The 19341-nt window shown below is 48.6% G+C and carries 19 protein-coding genes; 10 read left to right on the plus strand and 9 right to left on the minus strand.

Translation table 11 applies throughout. From position 1 onward, the window contains the following. Positions 1–229: 229 nt before the first annotated feature. Together OEZ43_02535 and phnD are read left to right on the plus strand one after the other, a co-directional pair. On the plus strand, positions 230–1573 hold the full coding sequence (locus tag OEZ43_02535; protein ID MDH5544439.1) for a diguanylate cyclase: 1344 nt from the start codon (positions 230–232) through the stop codon (positions 1571–1573). A 12-nt stretch (positions 1574–1585) separates the two neighbouring features. Then, the gene (gene phnD, locus OEZ43_02540) at positions 1586–2419 is read left to right on the plus strand and encodes a phosphate/phosphite/phosphonate ABC transporter substrate-binding protein (protein MDH5544440.1); all 834 of its coding nucleotides are present in this window, start codon (positions 1586–1588) and stop codon (positions 2417–2419) included. Between the two features lie 146 nt (positions 2420–2565). On the opposite strand, the gene OEZ43_02545 is transcribed toward phnD, so the two are convergent. The 6 genes from OEZ43_02545 to OEZ43_02570 form a co-directional block, all read right to left on the minus strand. Then, the gene (locus tag OEZ43_02545) at positions 2566–3747 is read right to left on the minus strand and encodes a winged helix DNA-binding domain-containing protein (protein ID MDH5544441.1); all 1182 of its coding nucleotides are present in this window, start codon (positions 3745–3747) and stop codon (positions 2566–2568) included. A 33-nt stretch (positions 3748–3780) separates the two neighbouring features. After that, positions 3781–4188 (minus strand): c-type cytochrome, encoded by a 408-nt coding sequence (locus tag OEZ43_02550; GenBank protein ID MDH5544442.1) that lies wholly within the window; start codon positions 4186–4188, stop codon positions 3781–3783. Positions 4189–4269: 81 nt separating this feature from the next. After that, positions 4270–4443, minus strand: coding sequence for a hypothetical protein (locus OEZ43_02555; GenBank protein ID MDH5544443.1), 174 nt, complete (start codon positions 4441–4443; stop codon positions 4270–4272). A 113-nt stretch (positions 4444–4556) separates the two neighbouring features. Continuing rightward, entirely contained in the window at positions 4557–4892 is a 336-nt protein-coding gene (locus OEZ43_02560; GenBank protein MDH5544444.1) for a type II toxin-antitoxin system HicB family antitoxin, read from the minus strand. After that, positions 4882–5136, minus strand: a complete 255-nt coding sequence (locus OEZ43_02565; protein MDH5544445.1) for a toxin HicA — start codon at positions 5134–5136, stop codon at positions 4882–4884. Before OEZ43_02565 ends, OEZ43_02560 begins: the two co-directional genes overlap by 11 nt. A gap of 2 nt (positions 5137–5138) precedes the next feature. Next, positions 5139–5369: a hypothetical protein gene (locus OEZ43_02570; protein MDH5544446.1), complete on the minus strand. Its 231-nt coding sequence runs from the start codon at positions 5367–5369 to the stop codon at positions 5139–5141. A gap of 251 nt (positions 5370–5620) precedes the next feature. Between OEZ43_02570 and OEZ43_02575 the strand changes: the two genes are divergently transcribed. Continuing rightward, positions 5621–6832: an NnrS family protein gene (locus tag OEZ43_02575; protein ID MDH5544447.1), complete on the plus strand. Its 1212-nt coding sequence runs from the start codon at positions 5621–5623 to the stop codon at positions 6830–6832. Between the two features lie 67 nt (positions 6833–6899). On the opposite strand, the gene OEZ43_02580 is transcribed toward OEZ43_02575, so the two are convergent. Both OEZ43_02580 and OEZ43_02585 read right to left on the minus strand, forming a co-directional pair. After that, a complete protein-coding gene (locus OEZ43_02580) occupies positions 6900–7385 on the minus strand; it encodes a hypothetical protein (GenBank protein ID MDH5544448.1) in 486 nt (161 codons plus the stop codon). A 75-nt stretch (positions 7386–7460) separates the two neighbouring features. Beyond that, entirely contained in the window at positions 7461–7844 is a 384-nt protein-coding gene (locus OEZ43_02585; GenBank protein MDH5544449.1) for a hypothetical protein, read from the minus strand. Between the two features lie 529 nt (positions 7845–8373). On the opposite strand from OEZ43_02585, the gene OEZ43_02590 reads away from it, so the two are divergent. From OEZ43_02590 to OEZ43_02620, 7 genes are all read left to right on the plus strand, one after another. Next, entirely contained in the window at positions 8374–9378 is a 1005-nt protein-coding gene (locus OEZ43_02590) for a helix-turn-helix domain-containing protein (GenBank protein ID MDH5544450.1), read from the plus strand. A gap of 112 nt (positions 9379–9490) precedes the next feature. Further along, on the plus strand, positions 9491–10312 hold the full coding sequence (locus OEZ43_02595) for an NAD(P)H-binding protein (GenBank protein ID MDH5544451.1): 822 nt from the start codon (positions 9491–9493) through the stop codon (positions 10310–10312). Continuing rightward, entirely contained in the window at positions 10302–10757 is a 456-nt protein-coding gene (locus tag OEZ43_02600) for a DUF2269 domain-containing protein (protein MDH5544452.1), read from the plus strand. The genes OEZ43_02595 and OEZ43_02600 overlap by 11 nt, the downstream gene beginning before the upstream one ends. Before the next feature lie 10 nt (positions 10758–10767). Continuing rightward, positions 10768–11361 (plus strand): DUF4166 domain-containing protein, encoded by a 594-nt coding sequence (locus OEZ43_02605; GenBank protein MDH5544453.1) that lies wholly within the window; start codon positions 10768–10770, stop codon positions 11359–11361. A 232-nt stretch (positions 11362–11593) separates the two neighbouring features. Beyond that, positions 11594–12700 carry a Fic family protein gene (locus OEZ43_02610; GenBank protein MDH5544454.1) on the plus strand — a complete coding sequence of 369 codons (1107 nt, stop codon included), beginning with the start codon at positions 11594–11596 and terminating at the stop codon, positions 12698–12700. Between the two features lie 67 nt (positions 12701–12767). Further along, positions 12768–14375 carry a site-specific DNA-methyltransferase gene (locus OEZ43_02615; GenBank protein MDH5544455.1) on the plus strand — a complete coding sequence of 536 codons (1608 nt, stop codon included), beginning with the start codon at positions 12768–12770 and terminating at the stop codon, positions 14373–14375. A 1-nt stretch (position 14376) separates the two neighbouring features. Then, positions 14377–17055: a DEAD/DEAH box helicase family protein gene (locus tag OEZ43_02620; protein ID MDH5544456.1), complete on the plus strand. Its 2679-nt coding sequence runs from the start codon at positions 14377–14379 to the stop codon at positions 17053–17055. 111 nt (positions 17056–17166) lie between these two features. Here OEZ43_02620 and thiC read toward each other — a convergent pair whose 3' ends face one another. After that, positions 17167–19044 (minus strand): phosphomethylpyrimidine synthase ThiC, encoded by a 1878-nt coding sequence (gene thiC, locus OEZ43_02625; protein MDH5544457.1) that lies wholly within the window; start codon positions 19042–19044, stop codon positions 17167–17169. Between the last annotated feature and the right edge of the window lie 297 nt (positions 19045–19341).

The raw sequence follows: 19341 nt of genomic DNA on the forward strand, positions 1-19341 counted from the left end.
CTCGCGCTTTCGACAAATAAACTTGCTATAACCTTCCATCTTCAATTCTGCGCTCTGTAAGTCAAAATACCTTTGGAAAAGAGCGGATTGCATCGCAGTTAGCGCGTAAAACAATCAATACTACACCCCCATGGCGCTCGCTAAGCTCCGAATAAACCTAAAGATTTTCAGGCAATATCCGCCTAACTATATAGTGTCAGCGCGCATAGAAAACAAAACAGACTTGGTAATGCCTAAAACAAACAAATTACGCATATTTCATCTGGGTATACGCCAGAAAGTGTTAATGGTGCTGCTAACCGTTTTACTTTCAGCACTAACGGCTAGCGGCTGGTTTGCCCTGCAACAGGAAAAGGACAGTGCTCAGAAAGAGATCAATCAACGGGGTGTCGATATTGCCCGGTTCGTTGCGAAATCGCTAGCGTTTTCAGTGGTTGGCTATGACTATCACACGATTCAACTACTTCTTGAAGAAATTGTCAGTTCTGACGAGATCAGTTATGTCCGCGTCACTAATGCAAAAGGCAAGGTAATGAGCCAACAGGGCAAGAAACCTGATGCCAATGCAAAAAACACATTCAATTTTGAAGAAGACATCCTTTTGGACGACTCAGTTGTGGGCAAACTTGTCCTAAGTTTCAACTCTGAAAAAACGGCCCAACAACTTGAGTCGCGAAAATTTAGTTTAGTCACCCGTGAAGCTTTCATTATTCTCATGATTGCAATTGCCGAATTTGTGGCCTTGTCATTCCTCATCATACATCCCGTCAAAGTTATTTCCGAGTCTCTTGATAGAGGCGTTGATAACAGAGGAAATGTGGTCGCCGAAATTCCTCTGAATTCCAAAGATGAATTTGGTCAATTGGCGAACAAATTTAACGAGCTTGGAAAACAACTCAACCAAGCGAACTATCAACTACAGGAAAAAATCGACCTTTCTGACGCGCGACTTCGGGAAACCAATATTGCATTACAAAAACAATCTGACGAACTCAAGCGTATGAATGAAGAGTTTCGCATCCTGTCGATAACCGATGCACTAACCGGCTTATATAATCGACGTCATTTTGAAGAATTGATCGCAGTCGAAGTCAGTTTGACGGCGCGGCATGGAGACAATAACAGTCTCATGATCATAGACATTGACCATTTCAAACGAATCAATGACACGTACGGCCATTTAACCGGAGATAGCGTTCTGAAAACGGTGGCGAATGTGCTAAAGACTGAGTTACGAAAAACCGATGTACTGTGTCGCATCGGTGGGGAGGAGTTTGCTGTTCTTTGCAAACGGGCCGGTAGAGAAGAGGCGATGATTGTGGCTGAAAAACTTAAGAAGGCGATCAATAGAGCCGTCATTGACGTAGGCGACCACATCGTCACAACCACTGTCAGCATAGGCGTGGCTACCATACCGGATGAGCAAGGAACGGATAACGTTGATGCCTTCTATCGGAATGCCGATGCAGCATTGTATTACTGTAAGGAAAATGGACGAAATCGCCATTTTCATTTTTACGACTTGCCTGTTTCGGAACAATTCAGACAAACCGGAAACATTTCACGAAGCTAAAGGAGAGGATTAATGCTAATAGCTGCAAAACGACAGTGGATGGCCCTCATCGTAGGGCTTGTATTTTCCTCAATAGCAACTGCGGAAGCGAAGAAAGAAATCATTCTAGGATCTGTGGCAATGGATATTCCTGCGGTGATGTATAAAAGACTAACGCCATTAACCGACTATTTAAGCACTGAATTAGGTTTACCTGTAACGCTCAAATTGTCTCCGAACATGGGCGCCGCCATTAATGAAATCGCAGATGACAAGGTGGACATTGCCTATCTCACACCGGTTGCCTATTTGAAGGCGCACAAAAAGGGTAAATCACAGATTATTGCGAAGACTGTAACCAACGGCAAGGCTTCGTTTCAGCTCATGATTGTGGTCAAGCACGACAGCCCAATAAAGATTGTAGAAGACTTGGCCGGTAAATCCTTTGCCTTTGGCGACAAAAAGGCCCTCTTGCAACGCGCTGCTGTAGTCGGGTCGGGTATTCAACTGGAAAAGCTGGGTTCTTATGAATTCATTGGACACTACGACAACATTGCGAATGCCGTATTGCATGGCGATTTTGATGCGGGAATATTAAAGGATACTACCGCCTTCAAATGGGAAAAAAAGGGATTAAGAATACTGTACGCTTCGCCCAATCTTCCGCCTTATAATATTGCCGTGAGCAAAAAAGTAGATCCGACAATGGCCGCCAAAATCAAAAAGGCCTTTTTGGCATTGAATAAGGAAGATGAAAACCACTTGTCGGTCATCAAGGCCTTGGACAAGAAGTACGACGGGTTCGCCGATACCAGCGATGAGGAATATGATGTCATCAGGCGCTTGATAAAGCCGTTTAACAAATAAGTTTGGGTCGCCATACTGGAACGATTACGAGGACTTTGCAACCAACAGTGTTAGTATCGTTCTGGAGCAAGCCCTCGCGGGGTTCGACTTATGGGCGCAAGTGCAATAACCCAAGGAATTTCTGACGAAAACGCAACATACTGGATTTAGCCCAATGCCTTCCGCAGTGTTCCCTCTACTTTTTTCGGTCTTATGCTTCCAACCAATATCGTTTCACAATTATTAAACACTGCCAAGCGATGGATAGCTTGGGTAAATGGCTTAACAAACCGATCATGGTCTAAGTCTTTTGCTTCGATGTGTAAGCTGATTAGCTCAAACTTCCCGGTGTTTCGATGTGCTTTGCAGTCTACCCGACCGACAAAATTCTCGTCATAAAGAATCGGAAGACAAAAATAGCCGAACTGGCGTTTTTCCTTGGCTACGTAACATTCCATTTTGTAGTCAAAATTAAACAGGCGCTGAATTCTGTCACGGTGAATGATGGCGTTGTCGAATGGCGAAAGCAGTTTGACGTTTGCCGCCGGGCGCTTGAGCTTGGCATCAAGATTCGTGGTGGTTGTGTACAATACAGGGCCACTGTCGGCTGAGATCTTAGTTAATGCCCCTTGCTCGATTTCATTTTGAATAAGATCAGTAAGCGCATTTCGCAGCGTCTTGCCCTGTCTCAAATGAGTTAATTGTTTGAGCGTCGTGAAACCGTAGGCGCGGATCGTCGTATCCAGCAGGTATTCAGCAAATTCGTGTAGCGTAGGCTCCGCGGTTTCGACCGTGTCTGGTAACACTCTCTCCCTCAGGTCGTAAACTTTTTCCATCCCCTCGCGGCCTGTAACCATAAGCTCGCCCTGCATGAACAGCGTCTCTAGCGCGAGTTTGCTAGGCTTCCAATTCCACCAGCTTCCGCTACCGCGCTTTACCACATCAAAATCTCGTGCCTTTAAGGGACCATCCAGACGAATTCGTTCCATGACATGATTGAGATATTTCTTTTCTGCCTTTGCCAAATAGGGAAACTCACCACGCTTTACCGCCATCATCTGCGGCATGGCATATCGATAGTCTCTCATGGGTAAATACGATGCCGCGTGATACCAATACTCAAATGCCTGTCGTTCCGCGACTAAATCGTATAAGTGCGATGGTTGGTAGTCCGGAATACGCGTCCATAGTGTGTGGTGATGAGCGCGTTCAATCACGGCAAGGGTGTCGATTTGTATGTAACCCAGATGCTCCAGGGCATTAAGGGCCGCTTGCTTCCCCTTCCCGTAAGGACGAGCGGATGACAGTCCTTGCTGTTGCAGGGTTAAGCGACGTAGATGATTGAGCATAAGGTTGGTATGAAGCAATTTACCAAAACAATACTACTCCTTCAGATCAGCCCTGGTCTGCGTTCCAACATTCTCTATCGACAATATGTATGTCACCAGTCGTTCCAGGTGTTCCTGCGACACTCGATTGCCGTGTGCAGGCATCTGTGCGCCGCCGGTAATGTCGTTCCAATTCCCATTTCCGCCACGTCTGATTTTATCGATGAGATATTCCTTCGCATCCGGAGAATTACGGTAACGTTCCGCTACGAGTATCCACGCAGGTCCCACGATAGATGCCCCTAAATTGTGGCAATTGATGCATCCATTCACGTGGGCGATCGTCAGTATGTCTGCCGACTCGTGACGTTGCGTTATTGAGTCGCGATCCTCACGATTTCCGCAGCCTGATAACAGCATAATCGTAATTATCACAATAAGCTTGTGCCGCATTGCTATCATCTATGTTTGTCCTTATGGTGTTTGCGTAGGAAAGGAAAAATTGACTATAAAGCGGGGTCAGATAACATCTTTATGTGGTTTTTATAATTTTTGATTCCTCGCGAACCAGGCAAGTTTTAACGCTTCTTCCAACCACGCCAGACGTTGAGCAGGCGTTGATTTGAGAGCGTCCTCTATCTGCGCACGCTCTGTTGCTGCCCGCGAACCGAAATCACTTGCCTGTGTGTTGGATTGACTATCGTTTTGCTTTTTCATTGGCTTTCTTGATCAGTTCCAGTTTCCCAATATCATCCTAATCTAACGGAAGACGAGAACATCGTATAATTGTTTCAAAAAATAAAAGCAAATTTTCTTTGAGCCCGCTTGCGCTATTTCGAAAGCTTTGCACTCGCAATGCGATTCAGGCTTATGCCGGATTCCGCTGCTTGAACCGCCAGTTGTCTATGGATCTCGGGGGGAACTCTCACCATGAACTTGCCGCTGAATGTTTTTGTCGATAGCGGCTCTGGCACGTGTTCGCCGTTGGTTTTTAATTCGTCAATGGTTTCGTTGACCAGCGTCATGATTCCTTTCAGGGCTTTTTCCTGGGTTGATTCAAGCCAACTCAGACCAGGAAACTCGGCACATAGTCCAACATATTCCTGATCTTCTTCCGACCATAATACGCGATAGGCATATTTATCCTGGATTTGCTTAGCGGCCATCGCTCGCCTCTATCTTCTCTATTATTAACAATACCTGTTTCACCTGATATGCCTTGGCCTTACCCTTATGGTTTTGGATATTCACCCTCGGGTCGCCCGGCCACGGGGTCTTGAACACGCAGTGACTGCCTCCGCTTTGGCGCGGCTCACCGAAGTAGTGCACACATACCTTCTTCAAGTCTTTGAAAGTCTGCCCTTTTGGGCTGTTTTTCATAGACTTAAGGATTTCTTCGATATCCGCCATCGCTAGAATATAGTATCAATAATGATATCGTCAAGAAGGGGAGAGTCTTTAGGGGAAAACCCTGACGATGGGGAGACACCCGTTTCTTTTGGACTGCCAAATTCTGATGTCGAACCGGCTTTTCTCGAATTTTTATCTGTCTCCAGAGCATCCCTGTCGACGTTGATGCTCAGCAGGATGAAATCGATGAAAGCAGAAAAACTTGGAACAGAACACTTCTGTTTTCCAGACATAGCTACTTCCCTGTTATTTTTGTTTTGAAGTGGCGCTGACTATGAATCGTTTTGCTTAAGCTCAACTCTTTGGAATGCCGGAAGATTTGAATGCGACTTTTTCATCAGTTGTAAATCACAGGCCTCGTATTTTGTGTACATGCGTTTGAAGGCTCTTCCTTCTTTTGTAGCATTGTCTTCCGCTTTAACTATTTTCCTAACTCCTCAAAAAGGCCCACAATGACTCATAAACCCAACCGAGCCCCTCCCCCATGACCAACATCGAAACCAAACAACACCACCCCATCGCACTCCACCACCTAGGCTTTCGCCCCTTCTTTCTCCTAGGCAGTTTATTCGCCCTAGTAAGTATTGCCCTCTGGACGCTTCAATATCATTTTTCAATCGCCATACCCGCCATTCCTCAGTACCCGGCTGTAGTCTGGCATGGGCACGAGATGGTTTTTGGTTACGCCATGGCGGTAGTTGGCGGTTTTTTATTAACCGCCGCGCGCAACTGGACCAATGTACAAACCTTACACGGCGCACCTCTGCTCATACTGGCCGGTACCTGGCTGCTTGCCCGCCTGTGTGCCTTTATCGACAGCGCTTATGCCATGCAGGCGATGATCCTGCTCGATATCGGTTTCGATTTCCTTTTATTCCTGTCGATACTCTACCCGATAGTCAAGGTACGCCAATGGAGCCAACTCGGCATTTGCCTGCTGGTCTTGCTCATTGGTCTGTCCAATCTGCTTTTTTACAGCGGCCTGACCGGTTACACCATTGCCGGGATTGAAAGTGGACTGAAGGCAGGATTGTATTTGATCGTCATCTTGATCCTGCTCATGGGCAGACGCGTCATCCCGTTTTTTATTGAGAAGGGCGTCGATGAGCCGGTGAAGCAAAAGAATTATTTGTGGTTAGACAATGTCGTCATCGTGTTGGCGATAGCCTTTGTCATCTTTCAGGTGTTCGCTTTTCAGGTATTCATTGGGGCAAAACACATCGCGAGTCTGTTGGCGATAGTCCTCGTGTTGTTACACAGCTGGCGTCTGAGACTCTGGCATACGCCGGGCATCTGGAAAAAACCGTTGTTGTGGGTACTTTATATCGCGTATGGCTTTATCGTGATCGGATTTTTATTGGTCGCGCTGGCTAACCAGGGTTATATCAGCCCAGCACTGACGACACATGCGTTTGCTTATGGTGGAATTGGTTTGATGACGATAGGCATGGCGGCGCGTGTTGCGCTCGGGCATACGGGGAGAAATGTTTTTCAGCCGCCGGGGATTTTGTTTTGGGTGTTTCTTGCTGCCGCTATCGGTGCGGTTGTCAGGGTGTTTTTGCCTTTGGTAAGGCCGGACATGATCAGCGTCTGGATCGGGCTATCGCAAGGGTGTTGGATGCTTGCTTTTGGGGTGTTTAGTTGGGTGTATGTGCCGATGTTGGTTAAGGGGAGGGTTGATGGGAGGTATGGGTAGGGTGAGCCATGAGGGGTACCGTCGGAGTCTGTTCCCTTTTATCATCTTCTTATCCATTGACCATAGCTCAATCGCCAATATCAAAGACAGGATTAAACAACTTATTAGGACCGACCTCCATATCGCCCACAAAACGTATTACATCAGCGTGTATTTTTTGCCAATCTTTTAGATAGGTTTTATGAAATCTATATTCCAATACCACGTTCCCCCACACCGGGAATTTTGTTTCGCAACTGGGAGAGAACGCTCTTCCCTCTTCAGGATTAGCATCGCATTCGTAGTAAATAAACTCATTTTCCTTTGTAGATATATACAGTTCCTTTTTCCAAAGACTCCCCATATAGTTCAAATTGAATTTCGAAGAAATTGGTTTTTCCTCGGTGGTGAGACCAAGGAGACGTTTTTGACGTTGAATGTACTCTGCCTTGTTACCACGATCACCGAACTTTCCTAACGAACTTTGATTCAGGTTTTCTACGATATCAAGCGTTATACGAATTCTTCTACCCATACCATTTTTGTTCGACGTAAACTCTTCTTTATTTTCCATGGATCTTCCCTCAAAGTCGGGTAGCAATGCAAGGAAGTCTATACCGGTTACGTTCTTTCCTTTTCGATGTGTTGCTCACCAATATTTCAACGGAACACTAAATTCCGCGCCGTCAATAGATACTGTCATTGTTTTTTTTAAATCTTCTTCGTCCCATCCATATCTCTGCTGGTCATTAAAGGCTATCGGTAATACGACTAACGCAAATATGATTGCCAGTTTAGTGCCTGCATGGGCCATTGATCTACGGTTTTCTCGGAAATTAAGCAAGCCCTTGAGTAGGGCATAAAGCGCAGCCAATGAAACGGAGATCAATATAAGGTATGAAATTAGAACTACTATGAATTTTCCGGTACGAAAAAGTGGTAAACCGCCACGGTCATCAAGGAATACTACGTGATATAACAATGGCAGAACCAATGCGAAAGCAATCCAAAAATAAGAGCGATAAGTCTTCATACTTTTTCTTTATTTAAGCGAAACACCGGCTGACCACCAATAATTTCGCTTTTGCTAGAGCGACTTTTCTATTTCCCTCTACGTTCTATTTCCTGTTCGAGAACCACTCTCGTAGTTTCTCGCTTTCAGTAATTTTCTCCAACAACAGGAGATTCACATTCCATTCTTGGACCTAATCCAGCTTATCATTTCGTTCGTACGATTATTCCATGGTTCGCGTGTTCACGGGTTAGAGAAAACGTGTCTATATAGTGTCTTTATGTTTATCGAGTGACGAATCTAGAGGCTTTAGGTAAATTCAGGTATTTCCATACGTCAATCTACAAGGACAGCTGGTTGAAAAGACCGTTTCCGAGTTGGAACCATTTGCCCATTCACTGACTGGCAACAGAGTGACCGAGTTTTCCACAGCGCGATGTCTGTCGGATGCTTGCTTTTGGTGTGTTTAGTTGGGTGTTTGTACCGACGTTGCTTAGGCGCTCGGGCCACGTTCATACCACAAAAACCCCAAACCCTGTAATATCAAAGCATGCATTCACTAGCCACCCTAATCACCGGATATTCAATTTTCGCTGCCCTGGTCATTGGTCTCACCCATTTCCGTTCAGAGAATTACTTTGAAAACCGATTATCACAACTTACTGGGATTGCCCTGGTAAGTGTCCTTGGCTTAATACAACTATTACACGCCGGCCTATTGCTTGGTGTCGCAGATCTCATTCATTCGCTGATATACCTTGGCCTGCTTTTTTGTGTGGCGCCGCTATTCTATTTGTTCAGCATGCCCTTACTTCACGCGAAATCCGGCGCAGGAAGGTTTGCATTCATGCATTTCTTGCCTATCTTCCTCGCTTTCCTTGTCGACCCTGAACTGGCACTTCCGCTCGCCTTTGCTTTCGGATCTGGTTATTTAGTCTGGTTGATTAAAAGCATTTACGGCTTACGTATGCAGCGGAGTCGCTTCAGGATTGAAATAACGATTTTGGGCATGGTGATTTTGGTGGCATTCGGTGTAGTCACCCTGGTACTCACGCTTCCCAAATCAAACGAACAGCTTTTCTATGAACTCTATGCCATCGCCATTGGCCTGGGCTTTTTGTTAACGAGTATCTTGCTACATCTAAAGCCAAGCCTGGCGAGCGATGTCGCGGAAGTAGCGCGGGAAACCTATGCCGTATCAACACTCGGCCAGGTCGATTGTGGCAGGGCACTATCGCGGCTCGAGACCCTCATGCAGACCGAGCAAGTCTATACCTCACCGGAGTTGAAGCTGGAACAGCTGGCACAACAGCTCGATTTATCGGGTCACCAGCTTTCAGAACTGATCAATACTCGCTTGGGCAAAAACTTTTCCCGCTATCTCCGGGAGGTCCGAGTAGAGGCCGCCAAGGCCATGCTCACCAATGAGCCCTCTGCCTCAGTACTATCAGTCGCCTTGAGCGTAGGATTCGCCACCCAATCCAACTTTTATGATGCCTTTAATGAGATATGCGGCATGACGCCCGGCAAATATCGAAAAATCAAAAAGATATAGTCTAGCTCGCCAGTCCAATTTCTTACCTTTTATTCCAGAATGATCAAATCGGAGGCTTAGTCCGACACCTTCACCTAGTCTGTGGACATCAAACCCCGGATTTAGGTGATCTATGAACATTTTGCTCACTGGCTCATCAGGCTTTATCGGTCAACACCTGACCAGGAAACTCACCGCCGCCGGTCATCATGTGGTGGGGGTCAGTCGTCGTGACGGCGTCGACTTCAATAATATGCTCAGGCCAGCGGACTGGCATCCCAACCTGGACGGAATCGATGCCGTGATTAATGCGGTAGGCATTATCGCAGAAAAGAAAGGGCAGTCTTTTCTAAACCTTCATCATCTCGCCCCTGTCGCCTTGTTCCAGGCCTGTGAACAAAAGGGAATTAGGCGTGTTATCCAGATTTCCGCTTTAGGTGCGGATGATAGTGCATTCAGCGCTTATCATTTGAGCAAAAAAGCGGCAGACGAGGCGCTCATCACGTCTTCGCTAGACTGGTTTATTCTTCGCCCCTCCCTTGTTTACGGTCCCGGCGGGGCCAGCACCGCCATGTTTGAAGCCATGGCATCGCTGCCGTTAATTCCGGTGGTGGCAAGGGGTCGGCAGATGATCCAGCCGGTGCATATCGATGATCTACTTGAGGTCGTACAGCTTTGTCTGTCATCCAATCCTACGCAACAAATCATTGATGTCGTTGGCCCTGAAGCCATTAGCTTTTTGCAGTGGCTACAGGCGCTACGAAACAAAAAAGGTAAACACAAAACGATATCGCTATCTGCGGCACTTTGGCTTGCCATGGCGGGCGCTCATCTATTGAAAGGGCTCATACCTATGCTGCACCCGGACAATCTCAGAATGCTGCAAAAGGGAAACACCGCTAGCCCGGACAGAATGACACAGCTATTAGGAAGGACACCGAAGCATGTACCTTAGTATCAAGTACTTTCATATCCTGAGTATGGTTCTGCTCTTTGGCACTGGCTTTGGCAGCGCCTTTTACAAATGGATGAGTGATAGAACGGGCAATATTGAGCATATCTATCATACCAACAGGCAAGTTGTACTTGCCGACTGGATATTCACCACGCCAACGGTCATTTTTCAACCACTGTCGGGTGTGCTCCTGGTTTATCTTCTGGACATCCCCATCACAACAGACTGGGTCATCACCAGCATCCTGTTGTTCCTGTTTGCCGGCATCTGCTGGTTACCCGTTGTTTGGCTACAAATAAAAATGCGCGCTCTGTCTCTTGTCGCATTGGAAACGAATACCCCACTTCCAGACCTCTACTGGCGTTACGCCCGGATCTGGTTTTGGCTAGGCATACCGGCCTTTAGCACCATGCTGGTTATCGTTTTTCTCATGGTTCATAAGTAGGAGACGGTGAATGAAGGCTCAGCACAATATCATGAAACTCGCACTCGGGGACCAATGGCAAGCCCTGCCCCCACCACTCAAGCGGCACTACCAGGATGGCAACAATCAGGACATTGGCCACCTTGATGTGGAATACCCGGGGTTCATGCAGCCCTATCTCAATCTGTTGAAACTGTTTGGTGCCCTGGTGAACAAGCGAGGCGTTGGTATCAAGACCACCGTGAAAAAACAGTCCGGACATGACAGACAGTACTGGCGACGCACTCTACATTATCCCGATTCCCGACTGCGCACCTTTAATAGTCGTTGGATCTATGCCGGTGAAAACAAACTCATCGAATTCACTAATCCCATGCTTGGCCTAAAGATGGAGGTATGGGTGGAAGGAGAGGACCTCTATTACAGTGGACTCTGTTACATCATCAAACTGGGAAAACTGCATATACCTGTTCCTGAATGGCTGGTTTTGGGTCACACAACCATTGTAGAAAGGGCTGTTGATGATAGGCACTTTGAGATGGACTTTCGGCTGACGCATCCGTTGTTTGGACAGGTGTTTCGGTATTCGGGGAGGTTTAGGACGGAAAGGGAGGCAGGGGATTAGCTTTGGCGTCATCCGGCTTTAACTGAACGAAAGGGGGACCATTGAGTAGGCCTCTCTAATATTAGAAATAGTTGTTCGCTGACCTCGGTTTTCCGTTACAACACCGCCTTGGGCAGTAAAGCTTTTGTGTATCTCCCACGATACACAAGCGGCAATTGCGTATCATTTAGCTTTGCATTGGATACACAAACTGGACTACTATAGGCCCTAGTCCAATAATCCGAACAAGGTCATGGCTCAGCCGTACAATCCAGAACCTCTACCAATCAAAGAGTTAAGCAAAGATCAACTCTTTACGGCTGTTGGTGAGGCCAACGCTGCGCTTGCTCGTTACGACGGCTTGCTAATGGCCATGATTAACCCAGCGGTCATGCTCTCGCCTTTAACCACTCAAGAGGCCGTACTTTCCTCAAAGATCGAAGGAACACAGGCTACAGTCGAGGAAGTTCTCGAACATGAGGCCGGTCAGGAATATGACGAGGCAAAGAGCAACGATATCCAGGAGATCGGCAACTACCGCAAAGCTCTAATGCTCGCCAAGGATAGTGTAATGGATCGTCCCATTCGGCTGAGTCTGATCCGCGAATTGCATCGCATCCTAATGAATAGTGTACGTGGCGCAGACAAAGAACCCGGCGAATTCCGTAAGGACCAAAACTGGATCGGTGCGCCCGGCAGCAGCATTGACGAGGCCAGTTTTGTCCCACCAAGCCCACTGCAACTCATGGATCATCTCCAGGCCTGGGAGGCCTATCTCGATAGTGTCGATATCGATCCCATTGTGCAAACTGCCATAGTGCACGCCCAATTTGAATTGCTACATCCCTTCAAGGATGGAAATGGGCGTATTGGGCGCCTCTTGATACCGCTGTTTTTATATAGCAAGGGCCGCCTGGCCAGTCCGATGTTTTATCTGTCCGCCTATTTGGAACAACACCGCGAGGAATATTACGCACGTCTACGTGCGATTTCCCAAAAGGGTGACTGGACCGGTTGGTGCGCCTTTTTTCTGCGTGCGGTGACCGTCCAGGCAAACGAAAATGGCATCATCCTACGCGAGATTATGGCACTGCATGAAGCGACCAAAGTACAGATACGCGACATTACCCACTCGCCCCATAGCGCGCAACTGGTCGATGCCCTGTTTGATCGCCCCATTTTCACCGCGGCCGATATTGCCCGTCGTGCCGAGGTACCCAAACCCACCATGCACAAGCTGATCAATAGTTTGCTAGAAGAAGGGATCTTGCACACGGTGAGGCAGGCTGCTGGGCGTCGACCGGCGATACTGACCTTTGGCGAGTTGTTGAATACCCTTGAGCGTAAACAACTCGTGTAGATATATCTATGTAGGCCTGCACGAGCGATTGCGACTGCGAGCAATAAATTGAAAAAAAGAGAAACCCATGCCCACGTTAGATTGGATAGGAAAAAAGGCCGTCGTCAAACACCACAAGGAGGTGCCGTATCGCTTATTGGAGCCGGTGAAGAAGTATTCATACGGCGATCCCGACAGCGGCAACCTCATTGTACAGGGTGACAACCTGCACGCCCTCAAGGCGCTGCTGCCTCGATATGCCGGACAGGTGAAGTGTATCTATATCGATCCGCCGTATAACACAGGCAACGAAGGCTGGGTGTACAACGACAACGTCAACAGTCCTGAGATCAACAAGTGGCTGGGCGAGGTCGTGGGCAAGGAGGCCGAAGACCTGAGTCGGCATGACAAGTGGTTGTGTATGATGTATCCCCGTCTTGTGTTGCTCAAACAATTCTTGCGTGAGGATGGTGTTATATTTGTGTCCTTGGATGACAACGAGATATCTTCTTTACGCTTAATCATGGACGAGGTTCTTGGGCGCAAGAATTTCATAGCGACTGTGCTTTGGCAAAAGATATTTTCGCCGAAAAACTCGGCTAGACACTTGTCTGAAGATCACGACTATGTCGTTATCTATTCAAAGAACGCCGAAAAATGGAAGCCAAATTTGTTACCGCGTAGTGACGAGGCAAAAGCACGCTATAAGAATACCGATAACGACCCACGTGGTCCATGGACTTCCGGAGATTTACAAGCTAGAAATTATTATTCAGAGGGAACATATCCAGTGACGTGCCCATCTGGGAGAGTTATATCTGGCCCAGGTAAAGGGATGTATTGGCGGGTTTCCAAATTCAATTTCGAGCGAATGGATCAAGAGGGAAGAATTTGGTGGGGTGAAGATGGCAATAATATGCCTCGACAAAAAAGATATTTGTCTGACGTTAAAAGTGGAATCGTGCCACAAACCATGTGGTTCTATAAAGATGTTGGACACACGCAGGAGGCCAAAAAGGAACTTATAGAACTCGTGGATTTTGAAACCTCTGATGATGTCTTTATCACACCTAAACCCACTCGATTGATTCAAAGAATTCTCCAAATAGCTACGGACAAAGATTCTATAATTCTGGATTCTTTTGCTGGCTCTGGCACAACCGGTCACGCGGTACTAAAACAAAACGCCGAGGACGGCGGCAATCGTAAATTCATCATGGTTGAGATGGATGATGGAATCGCCAAGGACGTGACCACACAACGAATGCGCAATGTCGTCTCAGGCTATATCACCACAAAGGGAAAAGAAGTTGAAGGTTTAGACGGGGGTTTTCAATTTTGCAAACTCAGCTCCGAACCCCTGTTCGATCCCAACGGCCAGATCCGGGCCGATGTAACCTTCGAGCAACTCGCCGAGTTTGTGTGGTTCGCCGAGACCGGCAGTGGTTTTCATGGCAAGGCCAAGTCACCTCTGTTGGGCCTGCACCGAGGGCGAGCGGTGTATCTGTTGTACAACGGCATCCTCAAGGACAAGTCGGTGGATGGTGGTAACGTGTTGACCACACCGGTTTTGAATGTGTTACCGAAGCACCATGGGCAACGGGTGATATATGCTGCCGCCTGCCGTCTCGGCCAGAGTCGCCTGGACAAGTTGGGCATCGTGTTTAAACAAACCCCTTACGCGCTGGAGGTGTAACGTGACAGCCTTTACCCCGAAGAATTACCAGGCAGCGGTACTCGACAGCGTTCGGTTGTATTTTCAACACTGCCGTGAGTTGGCCAATGCCAACACCGCCTTTTATCAGACTACGCTTGAGTTGTGGGAGCGCGGTAGCAGCTATAATCCCATCGAGGGTTTTGCCAGCGATATGCCCTATTTTTGTCTGCGCGTACCGACCGGTGGCGGCAAAACCTGGCTAGCGGCCAAGTCGGTGTCGGCGATCAATACACACCTTTTGGGAACGGAACACAGCGTCATTTTATGGTTGGTACCCTCCAATGCCATTCGTGAACAGACGCTACGCGCACTCAAGGACAGACACCACCCCTATCACGAGGCGCTAAGAGAAGCCGGCACAGTGACGGTGCTTGATCTGGATGAGGCCAAGAATGTCACCCGCTCCACCCTGGATACCTCGACTACGATCATCGTCACCACGCGTCAGGCCTTTCAGGTGGACAATACCGAGATACGCAAGGTGTATGAATCCAGCGGTGCCTTGATGCACCACTTCGATAGTCTCAGCGGGGAACAGCGCGCCCATCTGGAAAAAGAAGATGGTGTGGTTCCCTATTCGCTTACCAACGTACTGCGCCTACGTAGGCCGTTTGTTATTGTCGATGAAGCCCATAATAGCCGCACCGATCTGTCCTTTGAAACGCTCGCCCGTTTTCAACCTAGTGGCATCATGGAACTAACCGCCACCCCGGACACCAAGACTCATCCCAGCAATGTACTACACAGCGTGTACGCCGCTGAGCTGAAGGGTGAACAGATGATCAAGCTTCCTATTCGGCTGGAAACAGAGCCAGACTGGCAGCGCTGTCTTGCCGATGCAATCGCCCGACGCGAGGAATTAAACAGCATTGCTACTCAGGAGCAACGTCAGGGTGAAGCCTATCTAAGACCTATTGTTTTGATCCAGGCTCAGGCGCGTCGCAAAGACCTGGAAACCTTGGATGTGGATACCGTACGTGAGGAGCTCATTCGCAATCACAATATTCCAGAGGCAGAAATTATCATCGCCACTGGAGATGAGAAAGGACTAGAAAAAATTGAGGTCGAATACGAAGAAGGTATATTGTCCGAAAAATGCCCCGTCAAGTTTGTCATAACGCAGCAGGCGCTTGCCGAAGGCTGGGATTGTCCCTTTGCTTATATTCTAGTGAGCATGGCCGAGGTTCGATCCTCAACCGCAGTCGAGCAATTACTCGGTCGAATACTGCGTCAACCAAATGCAAAACACCGCAAGAATGAAGCACTCAATCGCTCGTATGCTTTTGTTGTTTCCCGTGACTTTAATGCAACCGCTGAAGGTTTACGTGATCGACTGGTTGAGGGCGCCGGTTTTGATCGCAAAGAAGCAAACGAATTTGTTAATTCTGGCCGGCCTGATCAGGCCGTTTTTGACTTAAATCATCGCCGCGCTGTGGTGCGTCCGGTGGTTGTTATTCTGCCCGAAACACCCGAGATAAAAAACATACCCAAAGCAACGCGCGACAAACTCAGCTGGGATAAGAAAACGAATACGCTGACCATTAACAAGCCGCTGAGCGAGGACGAGACTGAGGAAGTAAAGGCAACAGTAAAGCAAGCTTCAACCATAGAGGCAATTGAAACCGCCGCCTATGAAAGCCGAACGACAGCGGTTGAAATCTACCAGACACCAGCACAACAGGGCATTCCTTTTCGGGTTCCACAATTCGCCTTAGTGGTCCAGGGTGAACTGGAATTGTTTGAGAACCCCGAACAACTTGATTACCCTTGGGATGTCACCCTCTATGACGCCCATCCCAATCAGGAAGAACTGGCAAGACTGGACTTGATTAGTAAAGTAGCTAGTGCCGGCGAACTTGATATTGATGAAAACGTCGGCGCTATGAAAGTCAATTTTTTTCGTGAGATGCAGCGTGATCTCGGCCTTGTCTATACGCCGGAACACTGGGATGAAGTAAGGCTTGCTACCTGGCTCTGCCGAAATCTTCCTGATCCTACATTGACACACGAGAGCAAACGAGCCTTCGTATTGGCCTGGCTGAACCATTTACTAGAACGTGAAGATATCGATCTGGCACGAGCGAATCAGTATAAATTCGAGATTAGGCGCTTATTAGAATCACGAATTAGTACGCACCGCAAGGAGGCCGCGAAGGCCGCCTTCCAACAAAATTTGTTTTCAGCGGGCGTAGAGGAAAGAGTTTCTGTTAGCGACGAGTATGCGTTTACCTTTGCACCACTTGCCTACGCACCCAGCGCAGACTATGACGGAGAATACGGACACTATGATTTTCGTCATCACTATTACGGGCGAATTGGTAGTTTTGACTCCAAAGAGGAGTTTGAGTGCGCGGTTTGGCTAGACCAACAGGCCGAGGCAGGACGGATAAAGTTTTGGGTGCGCAACCTCGTACGTAGAGAAGGATCGTCTTTTTCCTTGCTCAAGGCTGATGGACGTTTTTACCCCGACTTTGTTTGCAAATTGCCTAGCGGGGTAGTATTGATCGTAGAATACAAGGGCGCTGACAAATGGGATACACCGAAGGTGAAGATGGATCGAGACATTGGCGAGCTTTGGGCTAATATGAGCAATGGTCAATGTCGATTTGTTATGGTGAAAAATCGGGACTGGAGTGCGATTAGTGCTGCGTCGCAATAGGCAAACAAAGAACCTTGTTCTCGTTTCATCGGCTTGAAAGCACGAAATCGCAAACTCCGCGGTGGTCAAAATGCCAAAGAAAAGCCCGCATCTGCGGGCTTTTCTTCAATCTCAGGCCTTGGAATAAACCTCAACGCCCTTCCTCTTAAACTCTATCGCCTTCTCCTGCATGCCCTTCTTCAGCGCTTCCTCTTCCGAGATTCCTTGCTTCTCTGCAAAGTCCCGCACGTCCTGCGTTATCTTCATCGAGCAGAAGTTCGGGCCACACATGGAACAGAAGTGGGCGGATTTGTGTGCGTCTTTGGGCAGTGTTTCGTCGTGAAACGCGCGTGCGCGATCCGGGTCAAGGCCGAGGTTGAACTGGTCTTCCCAGCGGAATTCGAAACGCGCCTTGGACATGGCGTTGTCACGAATCTGTGCACCGGGGTGACCTTTTGCCAGGTCGGCGGCGTGGGCGGCGATCTTGTAGGTGATGATGCCTTCTTTTACGTCGTCACGATTTGGTAAACCGAGGTGTTCTTTTGGTGTGACGTAACACAACATGGCGCAACCATACCAACCGATCATCGCCGCACCGATGCCGGAGGTGATGTGATCGTAGCCTGGTGCGATGTCAGTCGTCAGTGGGCCAAGTGTGTAGAACGGTGCTTCGTCGCAGCACTCCAGTTGCTTGTCCATGTTTTCTTTGATCATGTGCATGGGCACGTGGCCGGGGCCTTCGATCATGGTTTGTACGTCGTGTTTCCACGCGATCTTGGTCAGTTCACCGAGGGCTTCGAGTTCGCCAAACTGCGCTTCGTCGTTGGCGTCGTAGATCGATCCGGGGCGCAGACCGTCACCGAGTGAGAAGCTCACGTCGTAGGCCTTCATGATTTCGCAGATCTCTTCGAAGTTTTCGTACAAAAAGTTTTCCTTGTGATGCGCGAGACACCACTTGGCCATGATCGAACCGCCGCGTGACACGATGCCGGTGAGGCGTTTCGCGGTCAGCGGTACGTGGCGCAACAACACACCCGCATGAATCGTAAAATAATCCACGCCCTGCTCCGCTTGTTCAATCAAAGTATCGCGGAAGATTTCCCAGTTGAGTTCTTCGGCCTTGCCGTCGACTTTTTCCAGTGCCTGATAGATCGGCACGGTGCCGATGGGTACCGGTGAATTGCGAATAATCCATTCGCGTGTTTCGTGGATGTTCTTGCCGGTGGACAGGTCCATGATGGTGTCCGCGCCCCAGCGTATGCCCCAGGTCATCTTGTCGACTTCTTCTTCGATGGAGGAGGTGACGGCCGAGTTACCGAGGTTGCCATTGATCTTTACGAGAAAGTTGCGCCCGATGATCATCGGTTCGAGTTCGGTGTGGTTGATGTTCGCGGGAATGATCGCGCGGCCGCGGGCGATTTCATCGCGCACGAATTCCGGGGTGATCTGGCGCTGGATGTTGGCGCCAAAAGAGTGGCCCGGGTGTTGTTCCTTGAGTTTTTCCAGATACAAATCCATGCGCAGGTTTTCACGAATCGCGACGTATTCCATTTCCGGCGTGATGATGCCTTTGCGCGCGTAATGCATTTGCGAAACATTGTGCCCGGCCTTGGCCTTGCGCACCGGGCGCACGTGGCCAGCAAAACGCAGCGAGTCCAGGCGATTATCGGCGGCGCGTTGGCGGCCGTAGTCGGAACTCAGGCCACTGAGCAACTCAGTGTCATTGCGCTCCTCTATCCATTGGGTCCGGATGTCGACCAGGCCTTTGCGGATGTCGATCTGTGTGTTCGGATCGGTATAGGGGCCGGAGGTGTCGTAGACCGTGACCGGGTCGTTCTTCTCCTTACCCATGGCCAGTGGAGTGTCAGTGAGGGTGATCTCGCGCATCGGCACACGAATATCGGGGCGGCTGCCCTCGATGTAGATCTTCTTGGAATTGGGAAACGGCTGTATCGAGGCGTCGTTGACCTTGGCCGTTTCACTCAGGAATTCTTCTGGGATTGCGCTCATGTAGCTTCCTCTAAATAAAGGTGTAAGAACGCAGGAAAGGCATAAGTAAGTGCTTCCCTACGCCGGTATTGTCCGGATCAGGTGCTAACCGCTTGATTTGGCCAGGGTACTAGAAGTGAAGCCTGGTGATATCAAAGGGTTAAGGGTCTTTCTCAGCCAGGCATCGTTTATCAGCGAGCCCAGCACCCCTAGCGTCGGTGGAGAGTAGCATACTTCTATATAGGTGCACACCGGCAGGCCAGGGGAAATCAGTCAGTTCATGGTATTGGGGCACGTATTTCCAACAAAAAAATAGTG

The sequence above is a fragment of the Gammaproteobacteria bacterium genome (assembly GCA_029881255.1).
Taxonomy (GTDB): domain Bacteria; phylum Pseudomonadota; class Gammaproteobacteria; order S012-40; family S012-40; genus JAOUMY01.

What these genes read in the sequence shown, in the direction of transcription:
- OEZ43_02535 (MDH5544439.1), top strand. Translation starts at nt 230, where the DNA reads ATGCCTAAAACAAACAAATTACGCATATTTCATCTGGGTATACGCCAG.
- phnD (MDH5544440.1), top strand. Translation starts at nt 1,586, where the DNA reads ATGCTAATAGCTGCAAAACGACAGTGGATGGCCCTCATCGTAGGGCTT.
- OEZ43_02545 (MDH5544441.1), bottom strand. Translation starts at nt 3,747, where the DNA reads ATGCTCAATCATCTACGTCGCTTAACCCTGCAACAGCAAGGACTGTCA.
- OEZ43_02550 (MDH5544442.1), bottom strand. Translation starts at nt 4,188, where the DNA reads ATGATAGCAATGCGGCACAAGCTTATTGTGATAATTACGATTATGCTG.
- OEZ43_02555 (MDH5544443.1), bottom strand. Translation starts at nt 4,443, where the DNA reads ATGAAAAAGCAAAACGATAGTCAATCCAACACACAGGCAAGTGATTTC.
- OEZ43_02560 (MDH5544444.1), bottom strand. Translation starts at nt 4,892, where the DNA reads ATGGCCGCTAAGCAAATCCAGGATAAATATGCCTATCGCGTATTATGG.
- OEZ43_02565 (MDH5544445.1), bottom strand. Translation starts at nt 5,136, where the DNA reads ATGGCGGATATCGAAGAAATCCTTAAGTCTATGAAAAACAGCCCAAAA.
- OEZ43_02570 (MDH5544446.1), bottom strand. Translation starts at nt 5,369, where the DNA reads ATGTCTGGAAAACAGAAGTGTTCTGTTCCAAGTTTTTCTGCTTTCATC.
- OEZ43_02575 (MDH5544447.1), top strand. Translation starts at nt 5,621, where the DNA reads ATGACCAACATCGAAACCAAACAACACCACCCCATCGCACTCCACCAC.
- OEZ43_02580 (MDH5544448.1), bottom strand. Translation starts at nt 7,385, where the DNA reads ATGGAAAATAAAGAAGAGTTTACGTCGAACAAAAATGGTATGGGTAGA.
- OEZ43_02585 (MDH5544449.1), bottom strand. Translation starts at nt 7,844, where the DNA reads ATGAAGACTTATCGCTCTTATTTTTGGATTGCTTTCGCATTGGTTCTG.
- OEZ43_02590 (MDH5544450.1), top strand. Translation starts at nt 8,374, where the DNA reads ATGCATTCACTAGCCACCCTAATCACCGGATATTCAATTTTCGCTGCC.
- OEZ43_02595 (MDH5544451.1), top strand. Translation starts at nt 9,491, where the DNA reads ATGAACATTTTGCTCACTGGCTCATCAGGCTTTATCGGTCAACACCTG.
- OEZ43_02600 (MDH5544452.1), top strand. Translation starts at nt 10,302, where the DNA reads ATGTACCTTAGTATCAAGTACTTTCATATCCTGAGTATGGTTCTGCTC.
- OEZ43_02605 (MDH5544453.1), top strand. Translation starts at nt 10,768, where the DNA reads ATGAAGGCTCAGCACAATATCATGAAACTCGCACTCGGGGACCAATGG.
- OEZ43_02610 (MDH5544454.1), top strand. Translation starts at nt 11,594, where the DNA reads ATGGCTCAGCCGTACAATCCAGAACCTCTACCAATCAAAGAGTTAAGC.
- OEZ43_02615 (MDH5544455.1), top strand. Translation starts at nt 12,768, where the DNA reads ATGCCCACGTTAGATTGGATAGGAAAAAAGGCCGTCGTCAAACACCAC.
- thiC (MDH5544457.1), bottom strand. Translation starts at nt 19,044, where the DNA reads ATGAGCGCAATCCCAGAAGAATTCCTGAGTGAAACGGCCAAGGTCAAC.